Raw genomic sequence first — 19,073 nt, forward strand, 5'->3', positions numbered from 1 at the left:
ATATTAACCGTTAAACACTTTAGTTAAAGAAACTCCTCTCATTCTTGCAATTTCCTCAGGTCTTCTGATGTCTAACAATGCTTTGAAAGTAGCTTTCACCACGTTGTGAGGGTTAGAAGATCCTTTAGATTTTGAAAGGATATCGTGAATACCAGCAGATTCCAATACCGCTCTTACCGCACCACCGGCGATAAGTCCTGTACCGTGAGAAGCAGGTCTTAAGAAGATATCTGCACCACCGTATCTAGCAGTAGTTTGGTGAGGAATAGTGTGGTTCATTACAGGAACTTTCACAAGGTTTTTCTTAGCATCTTCAACTGCTTTAGCAATTGCAGAAGCAACTTCCTTAGATTTTCCTAAACCGTAACCAATAATTCCATCTTCATTTCCAACAACTACAATAGCAGAAAAGCCGAAAGCTCTACCCCCTTTAGTTACTTTTGTTACTCTGTTTACAGCTACGAGACGATCTTTTAATTCTAATCCTCCCGGTTTTACTCTTTCTATATTATCTAGTCCTAACATATTTTCCGAAATTTAATGATTAGAATTTAAGTCCACCTTCTCTCGCACCATCAGCTAGAGCTTTCACTCTTCCATGGTATACGAAACCGTTTCTATCAAACACAATATTTTCAATTCCTGCAGCGATAGCTTTAGCAGCGATAGCTTTACCAACAGCAGCAGAAACTTCAATTTTAGTTCCATTAGCGTCTACTCCTTTCTCTCTTGAAGAAGCAGCTACTAAAGTTTTACCATCTTTATCGTCGATTAACTGAGCGTAAATTTCCTTATTACTCTTATATACCGATAATCTTGGCAATTCAGAAGATCCAGAGATTTTTCCTCTTACTCTTCTTTTGATTCTTATTCTTTTTTCTAATTTACTTAATGCCATTTTCTTATAATTTATTAAGCAGATTTACCAGCTTTACGTCTAACATTTTCACCTACGAATCTTACACCTTTTCCTTTGTATGGTTCAGGTTTTCTGAATGAACGGATCTTCGCAGCCACCATTCCAAGAAGTTGCTTGTCGAAAGACGTTAAAGTAATAATTGGGTTTTTACCTTTTTCAGTCAATGTATCAATTTTAACTTCGCTAGGAAGCTCTAATGTAATACCGTGAGAGAATCCTAAAGCCAACTCAAGTTTTTGACCTGAGTGAGATGCTCTATATCCTACCCCTACAAGTTCTAGTTTCTTTTCGAAACCTGCAGATACACCAACAATCATGTTGTTGATTAACGCTCTGTATAAACCGTGAAGCGCTCTGTGTTGTTTAGAATCAGATGGTCTGTTTACATTCAGTTCTCCATCTTTTTGTTCTAAAGTAATTCCTTCTGTAAGTTCCTGAGTAAGTTCTCCTTTAGGACCTTTTACAGTTACTACACTGTTATTTTCAGTGATGGTAACTCCAGCAGGAATTGTTATAATTGCTTTACCAATTCTTGACATTTTCCTTTGATTAAAAATTAATAAACATAGCAGATTACTTCACCGCCTACTTTCTCTTCTCTAGCTTTCTTATCTGTCATTACTCCTCTTGAAGTAGAGATAATAGCTACACCCAAACCGTTCAATACTCTTGGAAGTTCAGCAGAACCTTTGTACTGTCTCAAACCTGGTCTTGAAGCTCTCTGGATAGATTTAATAGCTGGTTTGTTAGTTTGCTTGTCATACTTTAAAGCGATTTTGATAGTCCCTTGAACAGCGTTATCTTCAAACTTGAAGTTTAAGATATACCCTTGATCAAATAAGATTTTCGTAATCTCCTTTTTGATTTTCGATGCAGGAATTTCCACCACTTTGTGGCCTGCGCTTTGTGCGTTCCTTACTCTGGTTAGGAAATCTGAAATTGGATCTGTTACCATTTTTCTATTTTAAATTATTGGTTGAAGAACAATCAGTATTGAAAGGACTTGAAGAGTAAAATATCAGACTTCAGAAATCTTAGGTCTGATATTTTTTTCTTTAGTATCCAGACAACTTAATTGTCCCGATTATTGATTAATGATTACCAACTAGCCTTTTTAACTCCTGGGATAAGACCGTTGTTTGCCATTTCTCTGAAAGTTACTCTGGAAATTCCGAACGTTCTCATGTATCCTCTTGGTCTACCTGTTAGTTTACATCTGTTGTGTAATCTTACAGGAGAAGCATTTTTAGGTAATTTCTGAAGTGCTTCATAATCACCAGCTTCTTTTAAAGCTTTTCTTTTGTCAGCGTATTTAGCAACTAGTGCTTCTCTTTTGCGCTCACGCGCTTTCATTGATTCTTTAGCCATTTCTTAGTTCTTTTTAAATGGTAAACCGAAGTGAGTTAATAATGCTTTCGCTTCTTTATCTGTTTTCGCAGTTGTAACGAAAGTGATGTCCATCCCTTGGATTTTTTTCACTTTGTCGATTACGATCTCAGGGAAGATAATTTGCTCAGTAATACCTAAGTTATAATTACCTCTACCATCGAAACCATCAGCTTTGATACCAGAAAAATCTCTAATACGTGGTAAAGCAGAAGAAGTAAGTCTGTCTAAGAACTCATACATTTTATTCGCTCTTAAAGTAACTTTAGCTCCTACAGGCATTCCTTTTCTCAATTTGAAAGCAGCTTCGTCTTTCTTAGAGATAGTACCTACGGCCTTTTGACCAGTAATGTTTGTAAGTTCTTCTACAGCATAATCAATGATCTTTTTGTCTGCAGTAGCATCACCTAATCCTTGAGATAAGATGATTTTTTCCAATTTAGGCACCTGCATTACAGATTTGTACCCAAATTCTTCCATCATTGCAGGAACAATTGTTTCTTTATATGCTTTCTTGGGTCTTGCTATATATTCCATGTGTTATTTAAAATTATAAAGTTTCACCCGTTTTTTTGTTGATTCTTACCTTCTTATCTCCTTCAGTTTTGTAACCTACTTTTACAGCTTTACCGTCTTTACCAACTAAAGCTACATTTGAGATATGAATAGAAGCTTCTCTTTCAACGATTCCTCCTTGAGGATTTGAAGCTGAAGGCTTAACGTGTTTCTTAATGATGTTAAGTCCTGCAACAATTACTCTAGGGTCTCTACCTTCTTTTTTGATCACTTCAATAACTTCACCAGTCTTACCTTTGATATCTTTCTTACCAGTAGTAATGATTACGTTATCTCCTCTTTTTATTTTTAACTTTGACATTTTCTTTTAAAAATTTTAAAAATTAAAGTACTTCAGGAGCTAATGAAATGATTTTCATATATTCTTTGTCTCTCAACTCACGAGCCACAGGTCCGAAAACACGTGTTCCTCTCATTTCTCCTGCTGCGTTTAGTAATACACAAGCGTTATCTTCGAATTTGATGTATGATCCATCTTTTCTTCTAACTGCTTTTTTAGTTCTTACTACTACAGCTTTAGATACCTGACCTTTTTTAGCATTTCCTGATGGTGTAGAATCTTTGATCGTAACTACGATTTTATCACCAACTGAAGCATATCTTCTTCTGGTTCCTCCCAGAACTCTGATAACCAATACTTCTTTAGCACCTGTGTTATCAGCAACTTTTAATCTTGATTCTGTTTGTAACATTACTTAGCTTTTTCAATGATTCTTACTAATCTCCATCTTTTACTCTTGCTCATTGGTCTAGTTTCTTGGATAAGAACTGTATCTCCTTCTGTGCATTCGTTGTTTTCGTCGTGTGCAGTATATTTTTTCGTTTTTAATACGAATTTACCGTACATCGGGTGTTTCACTCTAGTAGTCTCACTTACAACAATGGTCTTTTCCATTTTATTGCTGGAAACTATTCCGATTCTTTCTTTTCTTAAGTTTCTTTCCATAATGTATGAAAATCTTATTGTTGTTTAGTGGTTAACTCTGTATTTAGTCTTGCGATTGTCTTTCTCAAATCTCTGATTTGAATTGGATTTTCAAGAGGACTGATTTTGTGAGCTAATTTCATTTTAGAGAACTCAGCTTTAGCTTCAGTCAATTTAGCTTGAATATCTTCTGCGCTTAGATTTTTAATTTCAGCTTTTTTCATTGTATTCAAAGATTATAGAGGTTTAACAAAATCGTTCGCAACTACAAATTTGGTCACTACCGGTAATTTCTGAGCAGCAAGTCTTAAAGCTTCCTTAGCGATTTCGTAAGGTACACCACCAACTTCAAACATAATTTTACCTGGTTTTACTACAGCTACCCAATATTCCACAGCACCTTTACCTTTACCCATCCTTACTTCAGCTGGTTTTTTAGTAATTGGCTTATCCGGGAAAATTTTGATCCATAGTTGACCTTCTCTCTTCATATATCTTGTCGCAGCGATACGCGCAGCTTCAATCTGTCTTGCAGTGATCCAAGCTCCTTCTGTAGCTTTGATTCCGAAAGTTCCGTAAGCAAGTTGATTACCTCTCTGAGCAATCCCCTTCATCTTCATCTTATGAACTCTACGGAATTTGGTTCTTTTTGGTTGTAACATAATTTCTTAAATTTTAGATTTTAGAATTTAGATTTTAAAAAAGTAACGGTCATTTAAAAACTATCCTCTAAAATTTTATTAATTATTTTTTTTATCTCTTGAAGGTCTTCTGTTATCTCTGTCTCCTCTGTTTCCTCCTCCTGAAGGTCCTTTTTTCTGTTGTCCTACTAAAGGAGAAAGTTCTCTTTTACCATAAACTTCACCTTTCATAATCCAAACTTTAACCCCAAGTCTACCATAAGTAGTATGAGCCTCTGCAATGTGGTAATCGATATCAGCTCTGAAAGTAGATAAAGGAATTCTTCCGTCTTTGAAAGATTCGCTTCTTGCCATTTCAGCTCCGTTCAATCTACCAGAGATCTGAACTTTGATACCTTCTGCACCCATTCTCATTGTGCTTGCAATAGCCATTTTAACAGCTCTTCTGTAAGAAATTCTGTTTTCAATTTGCTTAGCAATGCTATCAGCAACTAATACTGCATCAAGCTCAGGTCTTTTGATTTCGAAAATGTTGATCTGAATATCCTTACCAGTCAATTTCTTCAACTCTTCTTTCAATTTATCAACTTCCTGACCTCCTTTCCCGATGATAAGTCCCGGTCTAGCAGTAGTAATAGTAACTGTAACTAATTTTAATGTTCTTTCAATAAAGATTTTTGAAATTCCACCTTTAGATAATCTAGCTTCAAGGTATCTTCTGATTTTGTAGTCTTCAGCGATTCTGTCTCCATAATCGTTTCCACCAAACCAGTTAGAATCCCATCCTCTGATGATACCTAATCTGTTACCAATTGGATTTGTCTTCTGTCCCATACCTTGATTAATTTTCTTTATTACCTAAGATTAGTGTAACGTGGTTAGATCTTTTTCTGATTCTATGACCTCTACCTTGTGGAGCTGGTCTTAGTCTCTTCAATTGTCTTGCACTATCCACGAATATTTCTTTAATGATAAGGTTAGCTTCTTCTATATCCGAACCTTCGTTTTTCGTCTGCCAGTTTGCCATAGCAGAAAGAAGTAATTTCTCTAACTTGTTAGATGCTTCTTTTTTAGAATATTTAAGGATATAAAGAGCTTTATCTACCTGCTCTCCTCTAATGATATCAGCAACTAATCTCATTTTTCTTGGAGAAGACGGGCAATTGTTTAATGAAGCCTTTACAACGTCTTTGTTAGCTTCTTTTCTTGCGATTGAACTATCTTGTTTTCTTGATCCCATGATTATCTGCTTCCTTTGTTTTTGTTACCACCATGACCTCTGAAAGATCTTGTTGGAGAAAATTCGCCTAACTTGTGACCAACCATGTTTTCTGTAACATATACAGGGATAAAAGATTTCCCGTTATGTACAGCAATAGTTTGTCCTACGAAGTCCGGAGAGATCATCGATGCTCTAGACCAAGTTTTGATAACTGTCTTCTTACCAGACTCTATATTTGCCTGAACCTTCTTATCTAAAGTATGATGAATGAACGGTCCTTTTTTAAGTGATCTTGCCATAATTATTTTCTTTTAGATACGATGTAACGGTTAGACACTTTGTTTTTCTTTCTAGTTTTGTAACCTTTAGCCGGTTTACCGTTTCTAGATCTTGGGTGACCTCCTGAAGAACGTCCTTCACCACCACCCATTGGGTGATCTACTGGGTTCATTACAACCGCTCTTGTTCTTGGTCTTCTACCTAACCATCTGCTTCTACCAGCTTTTCCTGATACTGTTAATTGGTGATCAGAGTTAGAAACAGATCCAATCATTGCATAACATTCAGTAAGGATCATTCTAGATTCTCCTGAAGGCAATTTTATGATTGCATATTTTCCGTCTCTTGAAGTTAATTGAGCTGAAGAACCAGCACTTCTTGCTAAAATAGCACCTTGTCCAGGCTTCATTTCAACACAAGAAATAACAGTACCTAATGGAATATTTTTCAATTTCATTGCGTTACCGATATTTGGCTCTACGCTTTCTCCTGCAATCACCTTTTGATCAACTTTAATACCGTTTGGAGCGATGATATATCTCTTCTCTCCATCTGCGTACTCTAATAAAGCGATAAATGCAGTTCTGTTTGGATCGTATTCTACAGATTTTACCGTTGCTTCAACATCATGTTTATTTCTTTTGAAGTCGATAATTCTGTATTTCTTTTTGTGTCCACCTCCGGTGTAACGCATGGTCATTTTACCTGTTTGGTTACGTCCACCTGACTTTTTAATACCAACTGTTAGAGATTTCTCTGGTTTGTTGGTAGTAATTTCCTCAAAATTATTTACAATTCTGAATCTCTGTCCCGGGGTGATAGGTTTTAATTTTCTAACAGACATTACTATTATTTATAATTAATAATTAATTTACAGCAAAAATATCGATAACCTCACCTTCAGCAAGTTTGATTACCGCTTTTTTCAATTTGTTTGTCTTTCCTACTTGAAGACCTTTTTTAGTGTATTTCGAAGAAACCTTCGGAGCATAAATCATTGTGTTAACGTCTGCTACTTTTACACCGTAAGCTGCTTCAACAGCTTTTTTGATCTGGATTTTATTCGCCTTAGTATCCACTAAGAAAGAATAAGAACCTCTTAAATCTGTAAGGTAATTAGCCTTTTCTGAAATAACTGGTTTAATAATAATAGACATGACTTATTTCTTTAAATTTTCTTGGAATTTCTCGATAGCACCTTCTAAGAATACGATCTCACCTGCATTGATTAGGTCATAAGAACTAATTTCGTTATAAGCAAGAACTTTAGTCTTAGGTAGGTTTCTTGAAGATAAATAAACATTTTTGTTTGCTTCATCTAAGATGTAAAGAGATTTTTTACCTTCGAATCCTAAAGCGTTATTGATGTTGATAAACTCTTTAGTTTTAGGAGTTTCGAAATTGAAAGCCTCTAATACTTTAATACTGTTATCTCTCAATTTCTGAGATAAAACAGATTTTTTTGCTAATCTCTTAAGAGCTTTATTCAATTTGAATCTGTAGTCTCTTGGCTTAGGTCCGAATACTCTACCTCCACCTCTGAATGTTGGAGATTTAATATCACCATATCTAGCAGATCCAGATCCTTTTTGCTTCTTAAGCTTTTTAGTAGAAGCCGTAATTTCGCTTCTTTCTTTTGATTTATGAGTACCTTGTCTCTGAGCGGCAAGATATTGCTTAACTTCTAAGTAAACCGCGTGCTGATTTGGCTCAATTCCGAATACTGTTTCGTCTAGAGTTACTTTTCTTCCGGTCTCTTTTCCTGATGTATTTAATACTACTAGTTCCATTTTCTGATAATTACATAAGAATTTTTAGCTCCCGGAACAGCACCTTTTACTACTAAAAGATTTTGTTCTTGATCCACTTTTAATACTTGAAGGTTTTGAACAGTTACCTGCTTACCTCCCATTCTTCCAGCCATTCTCATCCCTTTGAATACTCTTGAAGGGTCTGAACCAGCACCGATAGAACCTGGAGCTCTAAGTCTGTTGTGCTGACCATGAGTTGCCTGCATTACACCTCCAAATCCGTGTCTTTTAACAACACCCTGGAAGCCTTTACCTTTTGAAGTCCCTGTTACGTCAACATACTCACCTTCAGCGAATAAATCAACTTTTACTTCTTCTCCTACTTTTACTTCATCAACGAATTCTCTGTAGAATTCTACCAATTTAGCTTTAGGAGCAGAACCAGCCTTTTTAAAATGGCCAGCTAACGCTTTACCAACGTTCTTTTCACTCTTGTCATCGAAACCTAATTGAACTGACTTGTATCCGTCCTTTTCAATGGTTCTGACCTGTAAAACCGAGCACGGACCAGCTTGAATAACTGTACAAGGAATGTTTTTTCCTTCTTCGTTAAACAAAGACGTCATACCGATTTTTTTACCAATAATACCTGACATTGTTTATGTTATAATAAAATTTATCCTTTATTTATCCTCATTTTCAGCAAGCTAAAGTAATTTCCACGTTTGAGATGGGCATACTTTTCCCCTAAAATGAGTGTGCAAATTTATGGATAATTTTTAGATTGGCAAATTTTTACAGCAAAATATTTTGATTTTTAGTCGTTTACAAAATAAATTACTTTTCAAGCCCGAATCTAACCAGAGCATAGAACATAGCATGACTATTTCGTGATAACACTCAGACCTATTTCTTCGAGCCTCTTTTTATCCTCTTCTAGTATGCCATCATCGGTAATCAGATAATCTATTTTATCTAAAGAAGAAATCTTACCGAAGCCTTTTTTGTTTAGTTTGGATGAGTCCGCCAATATCATCACTTTATCGGAACATTCTATCATTAATTGATTGAGGTGTGCTTCAGCTGCATTGGAAGTACTGATTCCAAAATCCATATCAATGCCGTCTACCCCCAGGAATAATTTATTGCATGAAAACTGAGCGAGAATTGTTTCGGATATAGAGCCCACGATCGATGTAGAACTTTTACGAACCTCACCCCCCAATTGTATAATATTTATATTAGGATTATTACATAACTCCAGTGCCACTCTCAGCGATGACGTAAGCACAGTAAGGCGACCGAAATTCACCAGCATCCTTGCCAGATAATGCATTGTAGTTCCTGAAGCCAGAATAATACAATCGTTTTCTTCTATAAGTTTCACTGCCGCCTTGGCAATATTCTGCTTAGCCTCTACATTAATATTCTCCTTTTCATCTACGTTCTTTTCGTACGCATACCTCACATGCTTGCTTGCACCTCCATGATTTCGAAAAAGAAGACCCAAGCTTTCTAAATAGTTCAGATCCTTTCGAATGGTAACGGAAGAAACATTATACTTTTCGCATAATTCCTGCACGAGAACATAATCTTTCTTTTCCAGCTCCTGCAGTATCTCAGTATGCCTTGGTATTAATTTTTCCATTCTTTTTCTTTCCCCAAAGTTATTGTTTTTTTCCAAGAACATAAAATTTCACTTATTTTCTTTTTACTTTCATTTTTAATTACTAGCTTTGAATTCGAAACTTAACGAAACATTATGAAACGAAATGAAGAACTCAGCAAATTAACCACCGTAAAAGAATGGGACTTTTTAGTCATTGGTGGAGGAGCAAGCGGTTTAGGTTCGGCATTGGACGCAGTAAGCAGAGGGTTTAAAACATTACTGCTGGAATCTCACGATTTCGCGAAAGCCACTTCCAGCAGAAGTACAAAGCTGGTACACGGCGGCGTAAGATATTTGGCACAGGGAGATATCGGTTTGGTAAAAGAGGCATTGAAGGAAAGGGGATTGTTGGCAAAAAATGCAGCCCATGTGGTAAAAAATCAATCATTTATTATTCCTAATTATACATGGTGGGGAGGAATTTATTACAAAATAGGACTTTCGATTTACGATTTTCTGGCAGGGAAATTAAGCTTAGGTAAAACAAAATATATCAGCAAATCAAAAACAGTTGAAAAACTTCCGACGATTGAACAGAAAAATCTGGCAAGCGGGGTTGTATATCAGGACGGACAGTTTGATGACGCGAGATTGGCTGTTAATTTAACCCAGACCATTATTGAAAAAGGAGGCACAGCAGTTAATTATGTTAAAGTAATTAACCTGATAAAAAACAGTTCCAATAAAGTAATCGGTGTAATCGCTGAAGATCAGTTTACTAAGCAGCAATTTGAAATCCACGCAAAAGTAGTCATCAATGCGACAGGAGTTTTCACGAATGATATTCTGAATATGAACAACCCGAAACATGGAAAATTCGTTGTTCCAAGCCAGGGTATTCATTTGGTACTGGATAAGTCCTTCTTGAAAAGTGACGACGCCATTATGATTCCGAAAACTTCTGACGGAAGAGTCTTGTTTGTCGTTCCATGGCACGACAGAGCGCTTGTAGGAACAACCGATACATTATTGGAAAGTGAAAGTTTTGAGCCACGAGCATTGGAAGAAGAAATTAAGTTTGTTTTAAATACAGCAAGACAATATTTAGCAAAAAAACCTACTCGGGAAGATGTAAAATCTGTTTTTGCAGGACTTCGGCCGCTTGCCGCACCAAAGGATGGAAGCAAAAGCACAAAAGAAGTTTCGAGAAGCCATAAAGTGGTAACATCCGATACAGGATTGGTTTCCATTATCGGAGGAAAATGGACTACCTATCGAAAAATGGCAGAAGATACTATCGATGAAGCGATGAAAGTTCACCATCTGGGAACAACTACATCCAAAACAGAACATCTTTCGATTCATGGGAATGTAAAACCTGAAACGGTAGACAGAAGCAATCATTTGTATGTTTACGGATCAGACATTCCGGAAATCAAAAAACTACAGCAGAGCAATCCTGAATTTTCAGAAAAAATACATCCTGATCATCCATTCACAGTTGCTGAAGCAATTTGGGCAATCCGTCAGGAAATGGCAGAAACCATTGAGGACATCCTGGCCCGAAGAGTCCGTCTTTTATTTTTAGATGCAAGAGCAGCAATCGACAGTGCACATAAGATTGCTTCTATTATCGCAAAAGAAAACGGACATTCAGAGGAATGGGCTAATGAGCAGGAAAGAGAATTTATCGAATTGGCAAAGGGATACCTGTTAACTCCTTATTCGCCAAGATCCATTTAACCTAAATCAACGTCACAACATGAGTGAAAAGTTAATTCTCGCTCTGGACCAAGGCACAACTTCGTCAAGAGCCATTTTATTCAATCACAGCGGAGAAATAGAATTTGTTTCTCAGAAAAGTTTTGAACAGATATTTCCTACCCCGGGTTGGGTAGAGCATGACCCTAATGAAATCTGGTCTTCCCAGGTATCGGTAGCAGCAGAAGTTATCGCTAAAGCAGGTATCTCAGGGCTTGAGGTTGCAGCGATAGGGATTACAAACCAGCGCGAAACAACGATCGTTTGGGACAGAGAAACAGGTGAACCCGTTTATAATGCTATCGTATGGCAGGACAGGAGAACATCAAAATACTGTGACTCGCTAAAAGAACAAGGGTATACAGACATGATCAAAGAAAAAACAGGTTTGGTTCTTGATGCTTATTTTTCAGCAACCAAAGTAAAGTGGATCCTTGATAATGTAGATGGAGCAAGAGAGCAGGCAGAAGCAGGAAAATTGTGTTTTGGAACTGTTGATACATGGCTGGTATGGAAGCTAACGCGTGGAAAAATGTTTATCACAGATGTTTCGAACGCAAGCAGAACAATGCTCCTAAACATCCAATCTTTAGAATGGGATGAAGATCTTTTAAAGTTATTTAATATTCCAAAAGCGATCCTTCCTGAAGTGAAACAAAGCAGTGAAGTTTATGGAGAAACCGCTACCACTTTATTCTCAACAAAAATCCCAATTGCAGGTATTGCCGGAGACCAGCAGGCAGCTTTGTTCGGACAAATGTGTACAACACCGGGAATGGTAAAAAATACATACGGTACAGGATGCTTTCTTTTGATGAACACAGGGAAAGAGGCCGTTCACTCTAAGAACAACTTGCTGACAACCGTTGCATGGAAGATAAACGGAGAAGTTAATTATGCACTGGAAGGCAGTGTTTTTGTGGGAGGGGCTGCAATTCAATGGGTAAGAGACGGGCTCAAATTAATTAACTCAGCTGACGAAATTAACAGTCTGGCCAAAACCGTAGAAGATAATGGAGGTGTTTATTTTGTACCGGCACTTACAGGTCTGGGAGCTCCATATTGGGATCAGTATGCAAGGGGAACTATTGTTGGAGTGACAAGAGGAACCACTAACGGACATATTGCCAGAGCTACTCTAGAAGGTATAGCATTCCAGGTATATGATATTGTAAAAGCGATGGAGGCAGATTCCGGAACTGGTAGTTTAGAGCTAAGAGTTGATGGTGGTGCTTCCAATAGTGACTTACTAATGCAAATCCAGTCTGATCTATTCGGTTTCAAGATTACACGCCCAAGAACTCTAGAAACAACAGCCCTGGGTGCTGCCTATCTTGCCGGACTTGCTGTAGGTTATTGGAAAAATATTGACGAAATTCAATCTCAATGGATCGTGGATAAAGACTTCCACCCTCAGCTTGAGAAAGAAAAAGCCGACAAGATGATCCACTTCTGGCACAAAGCAGTAAAGCGTTCTCAAGATTGGATTGAAGATTAATTTCCACTAAATAAAAATAAACTATGACTCCATTTATAGCAGAAATCATCGGAACAATGCTTATGATCCTACTCGGAAACGGTGTAGTGGCCAACGTTGTTTTAAAGGATACAAAAGGAAACAATTCCGGTTGGATTGTAATTACCACAGCCTGGGCACTTGCAGTTTTCGTTGGGGTAACAGTTGCAGGGCCAGTGAGTGGCGCTCATCTGAACCCTGCCGTAACGTTAGGCCTGGCTATCGCGGGAAAATTTTCATGGGATCTGGTTCCCACATATATCGCCGGAGAAATGATTGGCGCCATGTTAGGTGCTTTTCTTGTCTGGCTATTTAATAAGGATCACTTTGCCATTACCGAAGATGAAGGCGCAAAATTAGCATGTTTCAGCACAGGTCCGGCAATAAGAAAGCCGGTTTCGAATCTTATCAGTGAAATTATAGGAACGTTTGTGCTTGTTTTTGTGATCTTCCATTTTGCCGATCCAAGCCTCACTTTGGGTAATGATCCGACCGCTAAGATCGGACTGGGGACTGTGGGTGCTCTACCTGTTACCTTACTTGTTTGGGCTATTGGCTTATCATTAGGAGGAACTACAGGTTATGCTATTAATCCTGCCCGTGACCTTGGACCAAGGATTATGCACGCTATTCTTCCGGTAAAAGGAAGCAGTGATTGGGGATATGCATGGATTCCTATTGCAGGACCAGTGCTAGGAGCAACCCTTGCGGCTTTATTGCATCTCGCTTTAAGTTAATCAAAGAAAGTTTACAGTATGAAAAAACTACTTTTTATATGCCTGATTATTTTAGGTACAGGGAGTCTCTTTGCCCAGGAGAACACAGAAGTCAAGGATGACGGTCGCCTGGATTTCACTGCTAATATCCAGAATAACCACTTGTGGAGAGGCTTGATCATTACAGATAAGCCCGTGGTAATGGGAAACCTTTCTTACGCTTTGGATAAAGAAAAAAAATGGAAAGTGGGAATATGGGGAGCATCCGCTTTAACCGACGACAAGGATGGCACGCATTATAAAGAGATCAATTATTATGTTCAGTATTCTGACGGACGGCTTTATATTGGGTTATGGGACTTATTTAACTCCAGAAACATCAATACTGCAGTAGCTTCGGATGATATCTTCAATTATTCAAACAGAAGAACCGCCCATATTATTGATCTGAGAACAAATTACACCTTCGGTCCTTCGTTCCCTTTAAACATTGAAGCAGACATCATGCTTTATGGAGGCGCTAACGCGGGAGAAGTTGTTTTGAAACCGGACGGGAGCTATAAAAAGAATAAATATTCCACATATGTTCAGGTAAGCTATCCTGTTATTGCCCATCAAAAAGTAAATCTGGATGCATTTGTTGGTGGAGGCTTTGCCTTCAATGACAGCACATTTTTATATGGTAACGGAAAAAACAGTTTTGATATCGTAAATGTAGGTATCAAAGCCAGCAAAGCTTTAAAGATAACGGAACATTATACCCTTCCCGTATCAATGATGGCCATGTGGAATCCATCAAATAAATATGCAAGGATTCAGTTGGCAGCGACCGTATTTTAAAAAATCAACATTATAAGAGGTCCATTCCGGTTTTTACCGGAATGGACTTTTTTACATATATCATTGATATCCTTAAGACAAAGTAAATACCGTGTTTTTACGGTGTAATTCTTGCATAAATCTTTTTACATTTGATCAAAAAAATGAAAAAGATATTCTGCGTGCTTATCCTCTGCATCGCAACCCTTTCCTTTTCACAATCTAAAGTTCCGTTTACTGGAAAAAGATCTTTCAATATAATAGAAGGATACAGCGGAACCGGCACACCAGCCTATTATCTTGATGTAAAAAAGAACGGCGATGTTTATTTTGGCTATGTACAGGTAAATCAGGCTAGCGGAGAAGAAACCAGTGAAGAAATAAATGCAGGGAAATACACCCCTCAGGTCATGAAGGTCCAGTTCAAAAAGTACAATGAAACTTTCTATGTAAAGTTTGATAAAGAAAAAATATACCTTACTGATGAAAAGGGAAATATTCAGAAATCTGAGGATTGCTGTTCTGCGATGGAAAATGATAAAGAAAGTTGTACCTGTGAAAGCGCTTTTTACCAATAATGAAAATAATTAAGTTTTTAGTCATTCTTATTTTGCTTGTTTCATGCAGCGAAAGAGAGAAACATCCGTACACGTTTTATTACTGGAAAACAAAATTGTCTTTAGACAATGAAGAGAAAAAAGCATTAGATAAAACAACCGTCCCGATTCTTTACACAAGGTTCTTTGACATCAATAAAGTAAACGGCAGATTTCAGCCTTTAGCCGTCATCACCAAAGACGAAAGTTTCGAGACAGACAAACAAATTGTCCCTACCGTATTTATCACCAACCAGACTTTTGTTAATATTTCAGGGGAGGAAATACACTTCCTTGCAGAAAGCATACATCATTTAATTGACAAAAAGAGTAAAGAATATAAGCTGAAGACCAATCATGAAATTCAGATTGATTGTGACTGGACAGCCGGAACACGTGACGATTATTTCGCGTTTTTAAAAGAACTTCACAAAATTTCCGGCAAAGACATTGACTGTACGCTTCGGCTTCATCAGGTAAAAGATAAAGCAATAATGGGAATCCCTCCTGTAAAAAAAGTATTCCTGATGTGCTACTCCACCTCTTCTCCTTTGGAAACATCTGATAAGAATTCAATTCTGGATGTTAATATCCTTAAAAGCTATCTTTCAAAATTGGAAGATTATCCAATCAAGGAAATTGAAGTGGCTTTACCTATTTACTCGTGGGGAATTGTTACCAATCATTTAGGAAGACACAAGCTCATCAATGCTTTATCACAAAATGACCTGAAAAATCCTAATTTTAAAAAGATTTCAGATCATGAAATTGAAATTCAAAAAGATGGATTTTACTTTGGAAATTACCTGAATAAAGGATTTACCATAAAAGTTGAGGAAATTACAAACGACCAGCTCAGAGATGTCATTGCTTTTTTAGATAAAAAAATACCGTTGTTTAATATCGTTTATTATCAATTAGATACTAAATTTGTTGTGAACCAAAATTTCAAACTGATGTCTAAATTCCAGAGTGATTTTTAACATCATAGAATACAATAAAACACAACGCAAAAAAATACTACATACCCATGAAAAAGTATATTCTCACAATTGCAGTCTTTTCACTTTTTTATACAAAATCAGAAGCTTGCGCCTGGTCAGATCCGGACTATGAGTATTTTAATCTTTTTACCCAAAGTATTATCAAGGATAAATCATATCTGCCATTTCTGCACAGTTATTCAACAAGATTTTATACTGACTTTAAACCTGGTCAGATTCCGGATGAAAATATTGGGGCATGGAGGAAATTCTTTGGCAATCAGCTGAGCTATCAGGAAACCAATTATCTGGTAAATAATATAAGCCTTAATGAGCTTAATGAGCTCAAAAAAGGAAATCCGGGTAATCAACTATTGAAAAAACTGGGAACAGGTTTCTATCAGAAATATCGCGAGGGAATTGATTACTTAATTGAAGCCAAATATCTTGAGCCCTATATGAGGATCAATTTTATTGAAAATCCTGACTCTTATTTTTACAACGGCCCTCAAAGTGATAAAAATGCAACCAACCTTGATTATAACAAAACTATTTCAGCATTAACTTCTTTATATAATGCTGCAAAAAATCCTGAGATAAAACAGCGATACGGTTACCAACTGGTCCGTTTCAATCATTATACCAGAAATTATGACGCTGCACTTCAGGCTTTCAGAACCTATATTGAGCCGATCAAGTTAAAAGGAGTTCCTTACTTTATGGCCCTTGACCAATTAGCCGGCGCACAAAGAGGTATGAAGATGAACAGTGATGCCAACTGGAACTTCTTTCAGGTTTTCATGAATAGCGATAGCCGTAAAGAGTCTGCTTTTGTTTCTATGAAACTTTCTGATACCGCATCTTTTAATAACATTTTAAAAAGAGCAGGTACTCCGAATGAAAAGAATATGGCTTATTTTCTTTTGGGATATGAAGATTTCACCAATCCTATTCCTATAATGGAGAAGATGTACGATATTGATCCTAATTCGGAAATTCTGAAAGTAATGGCGGTAAGAAGTATCAATGAACTGGAAAGAGCTTATCTTCCTACTTATTATTATTCTGACGACACAGATAACGCAACCGTTCAAAAAGAAAACGCAAGTACATCTGCTGATTCTCAGAAAAAAGAATCTCCGGAAGTAAAAGAAAAAAAACTTTCATTCTGGCAGAAGATTATCCGGTTCTTTAAAAACCTGTTCGGAGGGTCTAAATCGAATAAGACAGCTGACGGAAAAGCAGATCAAAGTGATGATGAGCTATTAGATAATCCTGATCGAATTCCTTTCCACACAAAAAATCAAAGTTTTTGGTATGGAGATAGCAAGCAGATAGATTATCTTAATGATCTTGAAAAATTTACCTCAAAAACCAAAGAGAAATCTAAGGATGAATATTGGCAGATTGCAGATGCATACCTTAAATTCTTAAAAAAAGACTACAAAGCAAGTACTGAAATTCTGGAAGATATTAAAACAACCAATCCTGAATATCTTGAAGAGATCAAAAGGATGAAGGTCTTAAATGATATTGTATCCCAACCAAAGATTACTTCCGATTATGAAGATCATCTAATGAAAGATTATCCGGAATATTTCATCGAAAAAGAAGTGAAGACAGACAGTACAAATTCCGATTATGACAATTATTACGGTCCTGTTCCATCTACTGCATCATTCCTTAAGGACGTTTTAGCGAATCGATATTTCCTTCAGGGAGAGGATGGGAAATCATTCCTAATGAGCAATAAGCTTTCGGATCTCCAATATAATCCTAATTCAAGTTTGGTTAAAAGTGTAGAGGACTTTTACAGGAAGGCTAATAAAAATCAATTCGAACAGCAGATCATTGCCAAAAATATGGACGATGTAGGAAATATTGAGGCATTCTTCAGTGTGATTTATGGCGACCGGGCGATGAGAGTTGCCGATTTTGAAAAAGCAAAATCATATTATCAGAAAGCGCAGGACTTTGTAGGAATTCCTAGGATCAATTATGACTGGGTTTCCAGTGAACAACCAAAAGTTCCTCATCAATATGCTAAAGACGAATACAATGGGTTCAGAAATATCCCGGATTATGTTTTTGGTCATAATGTATGGGAAAGCTTCGAAAGTGATGCAGCCACCAGCATGGAAAACGAAGACTACACTCAATTTCCTTTCATAAAGACCATGATGAATAAGCTTGAATTAGCAGATGCTGCTATAGAGCTTAAGAAAATTGGTAACGGAAAAGATGAAAAAGCTGCTAAAGCGAGCCAGCTTATTGGTAATTTATTGTATAATACTTCTATTCTTGGTTATTACCGACAGCTATTCGTAATGGATGTAAATAATAGTAATGGTGGCAAATATGATTTCTGGAATACAGATAAGAAAACACCATATCAGTATTATTATAAAAATTTCCTTGACAGATCTTATATTGAACCGGATAATTTTGATCTGGCTATCAATTATTATAAAAAAGCCCTGGCCCTTTCAGGGAATAAGGAAGAAAAAGCGAGAATCTTATTCCAGATGGCTAGTGCAGAGCAAGGAAAATACTATCAATACGAAGCAAAAAATCCATCAAAGATAAGCTACTCCGATCCTCAATATTCTGAGAAAAGCGCTGCCTATCAAAAGCAACTGGACAATATAAAGAATGAAAAGTTCCGAACCTATTTTGCTTTATTAAAAACCCAGTATTCTGATACGGAAACTACCAAAAATCTAATGGGAAGCTGTTCTTATTTTAATTACTTCATGAAATAGAACAATCGCTTTCGGTCTGAAATAAAAAAAGGAATCACTATGATTCCTTTTTTTGTTTTTCCAACCATTCCTCATGTTTCTTTTTAAACAGATCATGCTTGTAGCTTTGATTTCTTTTAGCCGCATCAATAGAATGAGAAGTATGGATATCCACATCATCTTGAGCAAAGTCAGCTAATTTCTCATAATAGGTATGCAGCTGATCCAATTCTTTTTCGGATAAGTCTTCTATATCTACAATCCGGTTACTCGCTTTTTCATGGGCTGCGATCAGCTCATTTAGTTTAATCTGTATAGCTTTAGAATCTTTATTCTGGGATTTCTGAATAAGAAATACCATCAAAAAAGTAATAATCGTTGTTCCTGTATTGATCACCAACTGCCAGGTTTCAGAATAATGAAATACAGGTCCGGAAAGAGCCCAGATTACAACAATAGCAGTAGCTCCAATAAAAGCATGGGAACTTCCTGTAAATTTGGTTGCCCAATCTGAAAACTTTTCAAAAAAATTATTATCCTTATGACTCATAGTGATTATTGTTTTAAATAATAAATGTATTAAATAATATTATTTTTTAAGCAAAAAACTTAAAACAATAAACATAGTGATGT

General features: G+C 36.7%; 27 protein-coding genes. 7 read left to right on the forward strand and 20 right to left on the reverse strand.

Going from position 1 to position 19,073, the window contains the following annotated elements; translation table 11 throughout:
• Positions 1-3: 3 nt before the first annotated feature.
• The 19 genes from rpsE to AAEU33_RS02830 form a co-directional block, all read right to left on the reverse strand.
• Complete coding sequence (rpsE, locus tag AAEU33_RS02740) at positions 4-525, reverse strand: 30S ribosomal protein S5 (protein WP_172284523.1); 522 nt, start codon at positions 523-525, stop codon at positions 4-6.
• A 19-nt stretch (positions 526-544) separates the two neighbouring features.
• Positions 545-898: a 50S ribosomal protein L18 gene (rplR, locus tag AAEU33_RS02745; protein WP_172284525.1), complete on the reverse strand. Its 354-nt coding sequence runs from the start codon at positions 896-898 to the stop codon at positions 545-547.
• A 14-nt stretch (positions 899-912) separates the two neighbouring features.
• Entirely contained in the window at positions 913-1,458 is a 546-nt protein-coding gene (rplF, locus tag AAEU33_RS02750; RefSeq protein WP_172284527.1) for a 50S ribosomal protein L6, read from the reverse strand.
• Between the two features lie 17 nt (positions 1,459-1,475).
• Positions 1,476-1,874 (reverse strand): 30S ribosomal protein S8, encoded by a 399-nt coding sequence (gene rpsH / locus AAEU33_RS02755; RefSeq protein WP_172284529.1) that lies wholly within the window; start codon positions 1,872-1,874, stop codon positions 1,476-1,478.
• 143 nt (positions 1,875-2,017) lie between these two features.
• On the reverse strand, positions 2,018-2,287 hold the full coding sequence (gene rpsN / locus AAEU33_RS02760; RefSeq protein ID WP_007839501.1) for a 30S ribosomal protein S14: 270 nt from the start codon (positions 2,285-2,287) through the stop codon (positions 2,018-2,020).
• A gap of 3 nt (positions 2,288-2,290) precedes the next feature.
• Positions 2,291-2,842, reverse strand: a complete 552-nt coding sequence (gene rplE / locus AAEU33_RS02765; RefSeq protein WP_039364081.1) for a 50S ribosomal protein L5 — start codon at positions 2,840-2,842, stop codon at positions 2,291-2,293.
• Between the two features lie 13 nt (positions 2,843-2,855).
• Positions 2,856-3,182 (reverse strand): 50S ribosomal protein L24, encoded by a 327-nt coding sequence (rplX, locus tag AAEU33_RS02770; protein WP_172284531.1) that lies wholly within the window; start codon positions 3,180-3,182, stop codon positions 2,856-2,858.
• Between the two features lie 22 nt (positions 3,183-3,204).
• Positions 3,205-3,573: a 50S ribosomal protein L14 gene (rplN, locus tag AAEU33_RS02775; RefSeq protein ID WP_007839504.1), complete on the reverse strand. Its 369-nt coding sequence runs from the start codon at positions 3,571-3,573 to the stop codon at positions 3,205-3,207.
• Positions 3,573-3,830, reverse strand: coding sequence for a 30S ribosomal protein S17 (rpsQ, locus tag AAEU33_RS02780; protein WP_052186088.1), 258 nt, complete (start codon positions 3,828-3,830; stop codon positions 3,573-3,575). The genes rplN and rpsQ overlap by 1 nt, the downstream gene beginning before the upstream one ends.
• Before the next feature lie 11 nt (positions 3,831-3,841).
• Positions 3,842-4,030: a 50S ribosomal protein L29 gene (gene rpmC, locus AAEU33_RS02785; RefSeq protein ID WP_172284533.1), complete on the reverse strand. Its 189-nt coding sequence runs from the start codon at positions 4,028-4,030 to the stop codon at positions 3,842-3,844.
• A gap of 12 nt (positions 4,031-4,042) precedes the next feature.
• Positions 4,043-4,468 carry a 50S ribosomal protein L16 gene (gene rplP, locus AAEU33_RS02790; RefSeq protein WP_172284535.1) on the reverse strand — a complete coding sequence of 142 codons (426 nt, stop codon included), beginning with the start codon at positions 4,466-4,468 and terminating at the stop codon, positions 4,043-4,045.
• 78 nt (positions 4,469-4,546) lie between these two features.
• On the reverse strand, positions 4,547-5,281 hold the full coding sequence (gene rpsC, locus AAEU33_RS02795) for a 30S ribosomal protein S3 (RefSeq protein WP_172284536.1): 735 nt from the start codon (positions 5,279-5,281) through the stop codon (positions 4,547-4,549).
• Between the two features lie 7 nt (positions 5,282-5,288).
• Positions 5,289-5,687 carry a 50S ribosomal protein L22 gene (gene rplV, locus AAEU33_RS02800; protein ID WP_172284538.1) on the reverse strand — a complete coding sequence of 133 codons (399 nt, stop codon included), beginning with the start codon at positions 5,685-5,687 and terminating at the stop codon, positions 5,289-5,291.
• A 2-nt stretch (positions 5,688-5,689) separates the two neighbouring features.
• Positions 5,690-5,968 (reverse strand): 30S ribosomal protein S19, encoded by a 279-nt coding sequence (gene rpsS / locus AAEU33_RS02805; RefSeq protein ID WP_002983209.1) that lies wholly within the window; start codon positions 5,966-5,968, stop codon positions 5,690-5,692.
• 2 nt (positions 5,969-5,970) lie between these two features.
• Complete coding sequence (gene rplB, locus AAEU33_RS02810; protein WP_172284540.1) at positions 5,971-6,792, reverse strand: 50S ribosomal protein L2; 822 nt, start codon at positions 6,790-6,792, stop codon at positions 5,971-5,973.
• 22 nt (positions 6,793-6,814) lie between these two features.
• The gene (rplW, locus tag AAEU33_RS02815; RefSeq protein WP_042720941.1) at positions 6,815-7,105 is read right to left on the reverse strand and encodes a 50S ribosomal protein L23; all 291 of its coding nucleotides are present in this window, start codon (positions 7,103-7,105) and stop codon (positions 6,815-6,817) included.
• A gap of 3 nt (positions 7,106-7,108) precedes the next feature.
• Positions 7,109-7,738 (reverse strand): 50S ribosomal protein L4, encoded by a 630-nt coding sequence (gene rplD, locus AAEU33_RS02820; protein ID WP_172284542.1) that lies wholly within the window; start codon positions 7,736-7,738, stop codon positions 7,109-7,111.
• Positions 7,729-8,355, reverse strand: coding sequence for a 50S ribosomal protein L3 (rplC, locus tag AAEU33_RS02825; RefSeq protein ID WP_007839520.1), 627 nt, complete (start codon positions 8,353-8,355; stop codon positions 7,729-7,731). The genes rplD and rplC overlap by 10 nt, the downstream gene beginning before the upstream one ends.
• Before the next feature lie 227 nt (positions 8,356-8,582).
• Positions 8,583-9,347: a DeoR/GlpR family DNA-binding transcription regulator gene (locus AAEU33_RS02830; RefSeq protein WP_172284544.1), complete on the reverse strand. Its 765-nt coding sequence runs from the start codon at positions 9,345-9,347 to the stop codon at positions 8,583-8,585.
• Positions 9,348-9,461: 114 nt separating this feature from the next.
• On the opposite strand from AAEU33_RS02830, the gene AAEU33_RS02835 reads away from it, so the two are divergent.
• From AAEU33_RS02835 to AAEU33_RS02865, 7 genes are all read left to right on the forward strand, one after another.
• Positions 9,462-11,051 carry a glycerol-3-phosphate dehydrogenase/oxidase gene (locus AAEU33_RS02835; protein ID WP_273650546.1) on the forward strand — a complete coding sequence of 530 codons (1,590 nt, stop codon included), beginning with the start codon at positions 9,462-9,464 and terminating at the stop codon, positions 11,049-11,051.
• 19 nt (positions 11,052-11,070) lie between these two features.
• Positions 11,071-12,567, forward strand: coding sequence for a glycerol kinase GlpK (gene glpK, locus AAEU33_RS02840; RefSeq protein WP_172284548.1), 1,497 nt, complete (start codon positions 11,071-11,073; stop codon positions 12,565-12,567).
• A gap of 23 nt (positions 12,568-12,590) precedes the next feature.
• A complete protein-coding gene (locus tag AAEU33_RS02845) occupies positions 12,591-13,322 on the forward strand; it encodes an MIP/aquaporin family protein (RefSeq protein WP_273650545.1) in 732 nt (243 codons plus the stop codon).
• A gap of 18 nt (positions 13,323-13,340) precedes the next feature.
• Positions 13,341-14,141: a hypothetical protein gene (locus AAEU33_RS02850; RefSeq protein ID WP_345990868.1), complete on the forward strand. Its 801-nt coding sequence runs from the start codon at positions 13,341-13,343 to the stop codon at positions 14,139-14,141.
• 143 nt (positions 14,142-14,284) lie between these two features.
• The gene (locus AAEU33_RS02855) at positions 14,285-14,698 is read left to right on the forward strand and encodes a hypothetical protein (protein WP_172284554.1); all 414 of its coding nucleotides are present in this window, start codon (positions 14,285-14,287) and stop codon (positions 14,696-14,698) included.
• On the forward strand, positions 14,698-15,699 hold the full coding sequence (locus AAEU33_RS02860; protein ID WP_273650542.1) for a hypothetical protein: 1,002 nt from the start codon (positions 14,698-14,700) through the stop codon (positions 15,697-15,699). Before AAEU33_RS02855 ends, AAEU33_RS02860 begins: the two co-directional genes overlap by 1 nt.
• Before the next feature lie 47 nt (positions 15,700-15,746).
• The gene (locus AAEU33_RS02865) at positions 15,747-18,461 is read left to right on the forward strand and encodes a hypothetical protein (RefSeq protein WP_345990869.1); all 2,715 of its coding nucleotides are present in this window, start codon (positions 15,747-15,749) and stop codon (positions 18,459-18,461) included.
• 37 nt (positions 18,462-18,498) lie between these two features.
• Here the strand turns inward: AAEU33_RS02865 and AAEU33_RS02870 are convergent, their stop codons facing one another.
• The gene (locus AAEU33_RS02870) at positions 18,499-18,990 is read right to left on the reverse strand and encodes a low affinity iron permease family protein (protein WP_172284560.1); all 492 of its coding nucleotides are present in this window, start codon (positions 18,988-18,990) and stop codon (positions 18,499-18,501) included.
• Positions 18,991-19,073: the final 83 nt, after the last annotated feature.

Source organism: Chryseobacterium sp. Chry.R1, from assembly GCF_039645525.1.
Lineage (GTDB): Bacteria > Bacteroidota > Bacteroidia > Flavobacteriales > Weeksellaceae > Chryseobacterium > Chryseobacterium proteolyticum.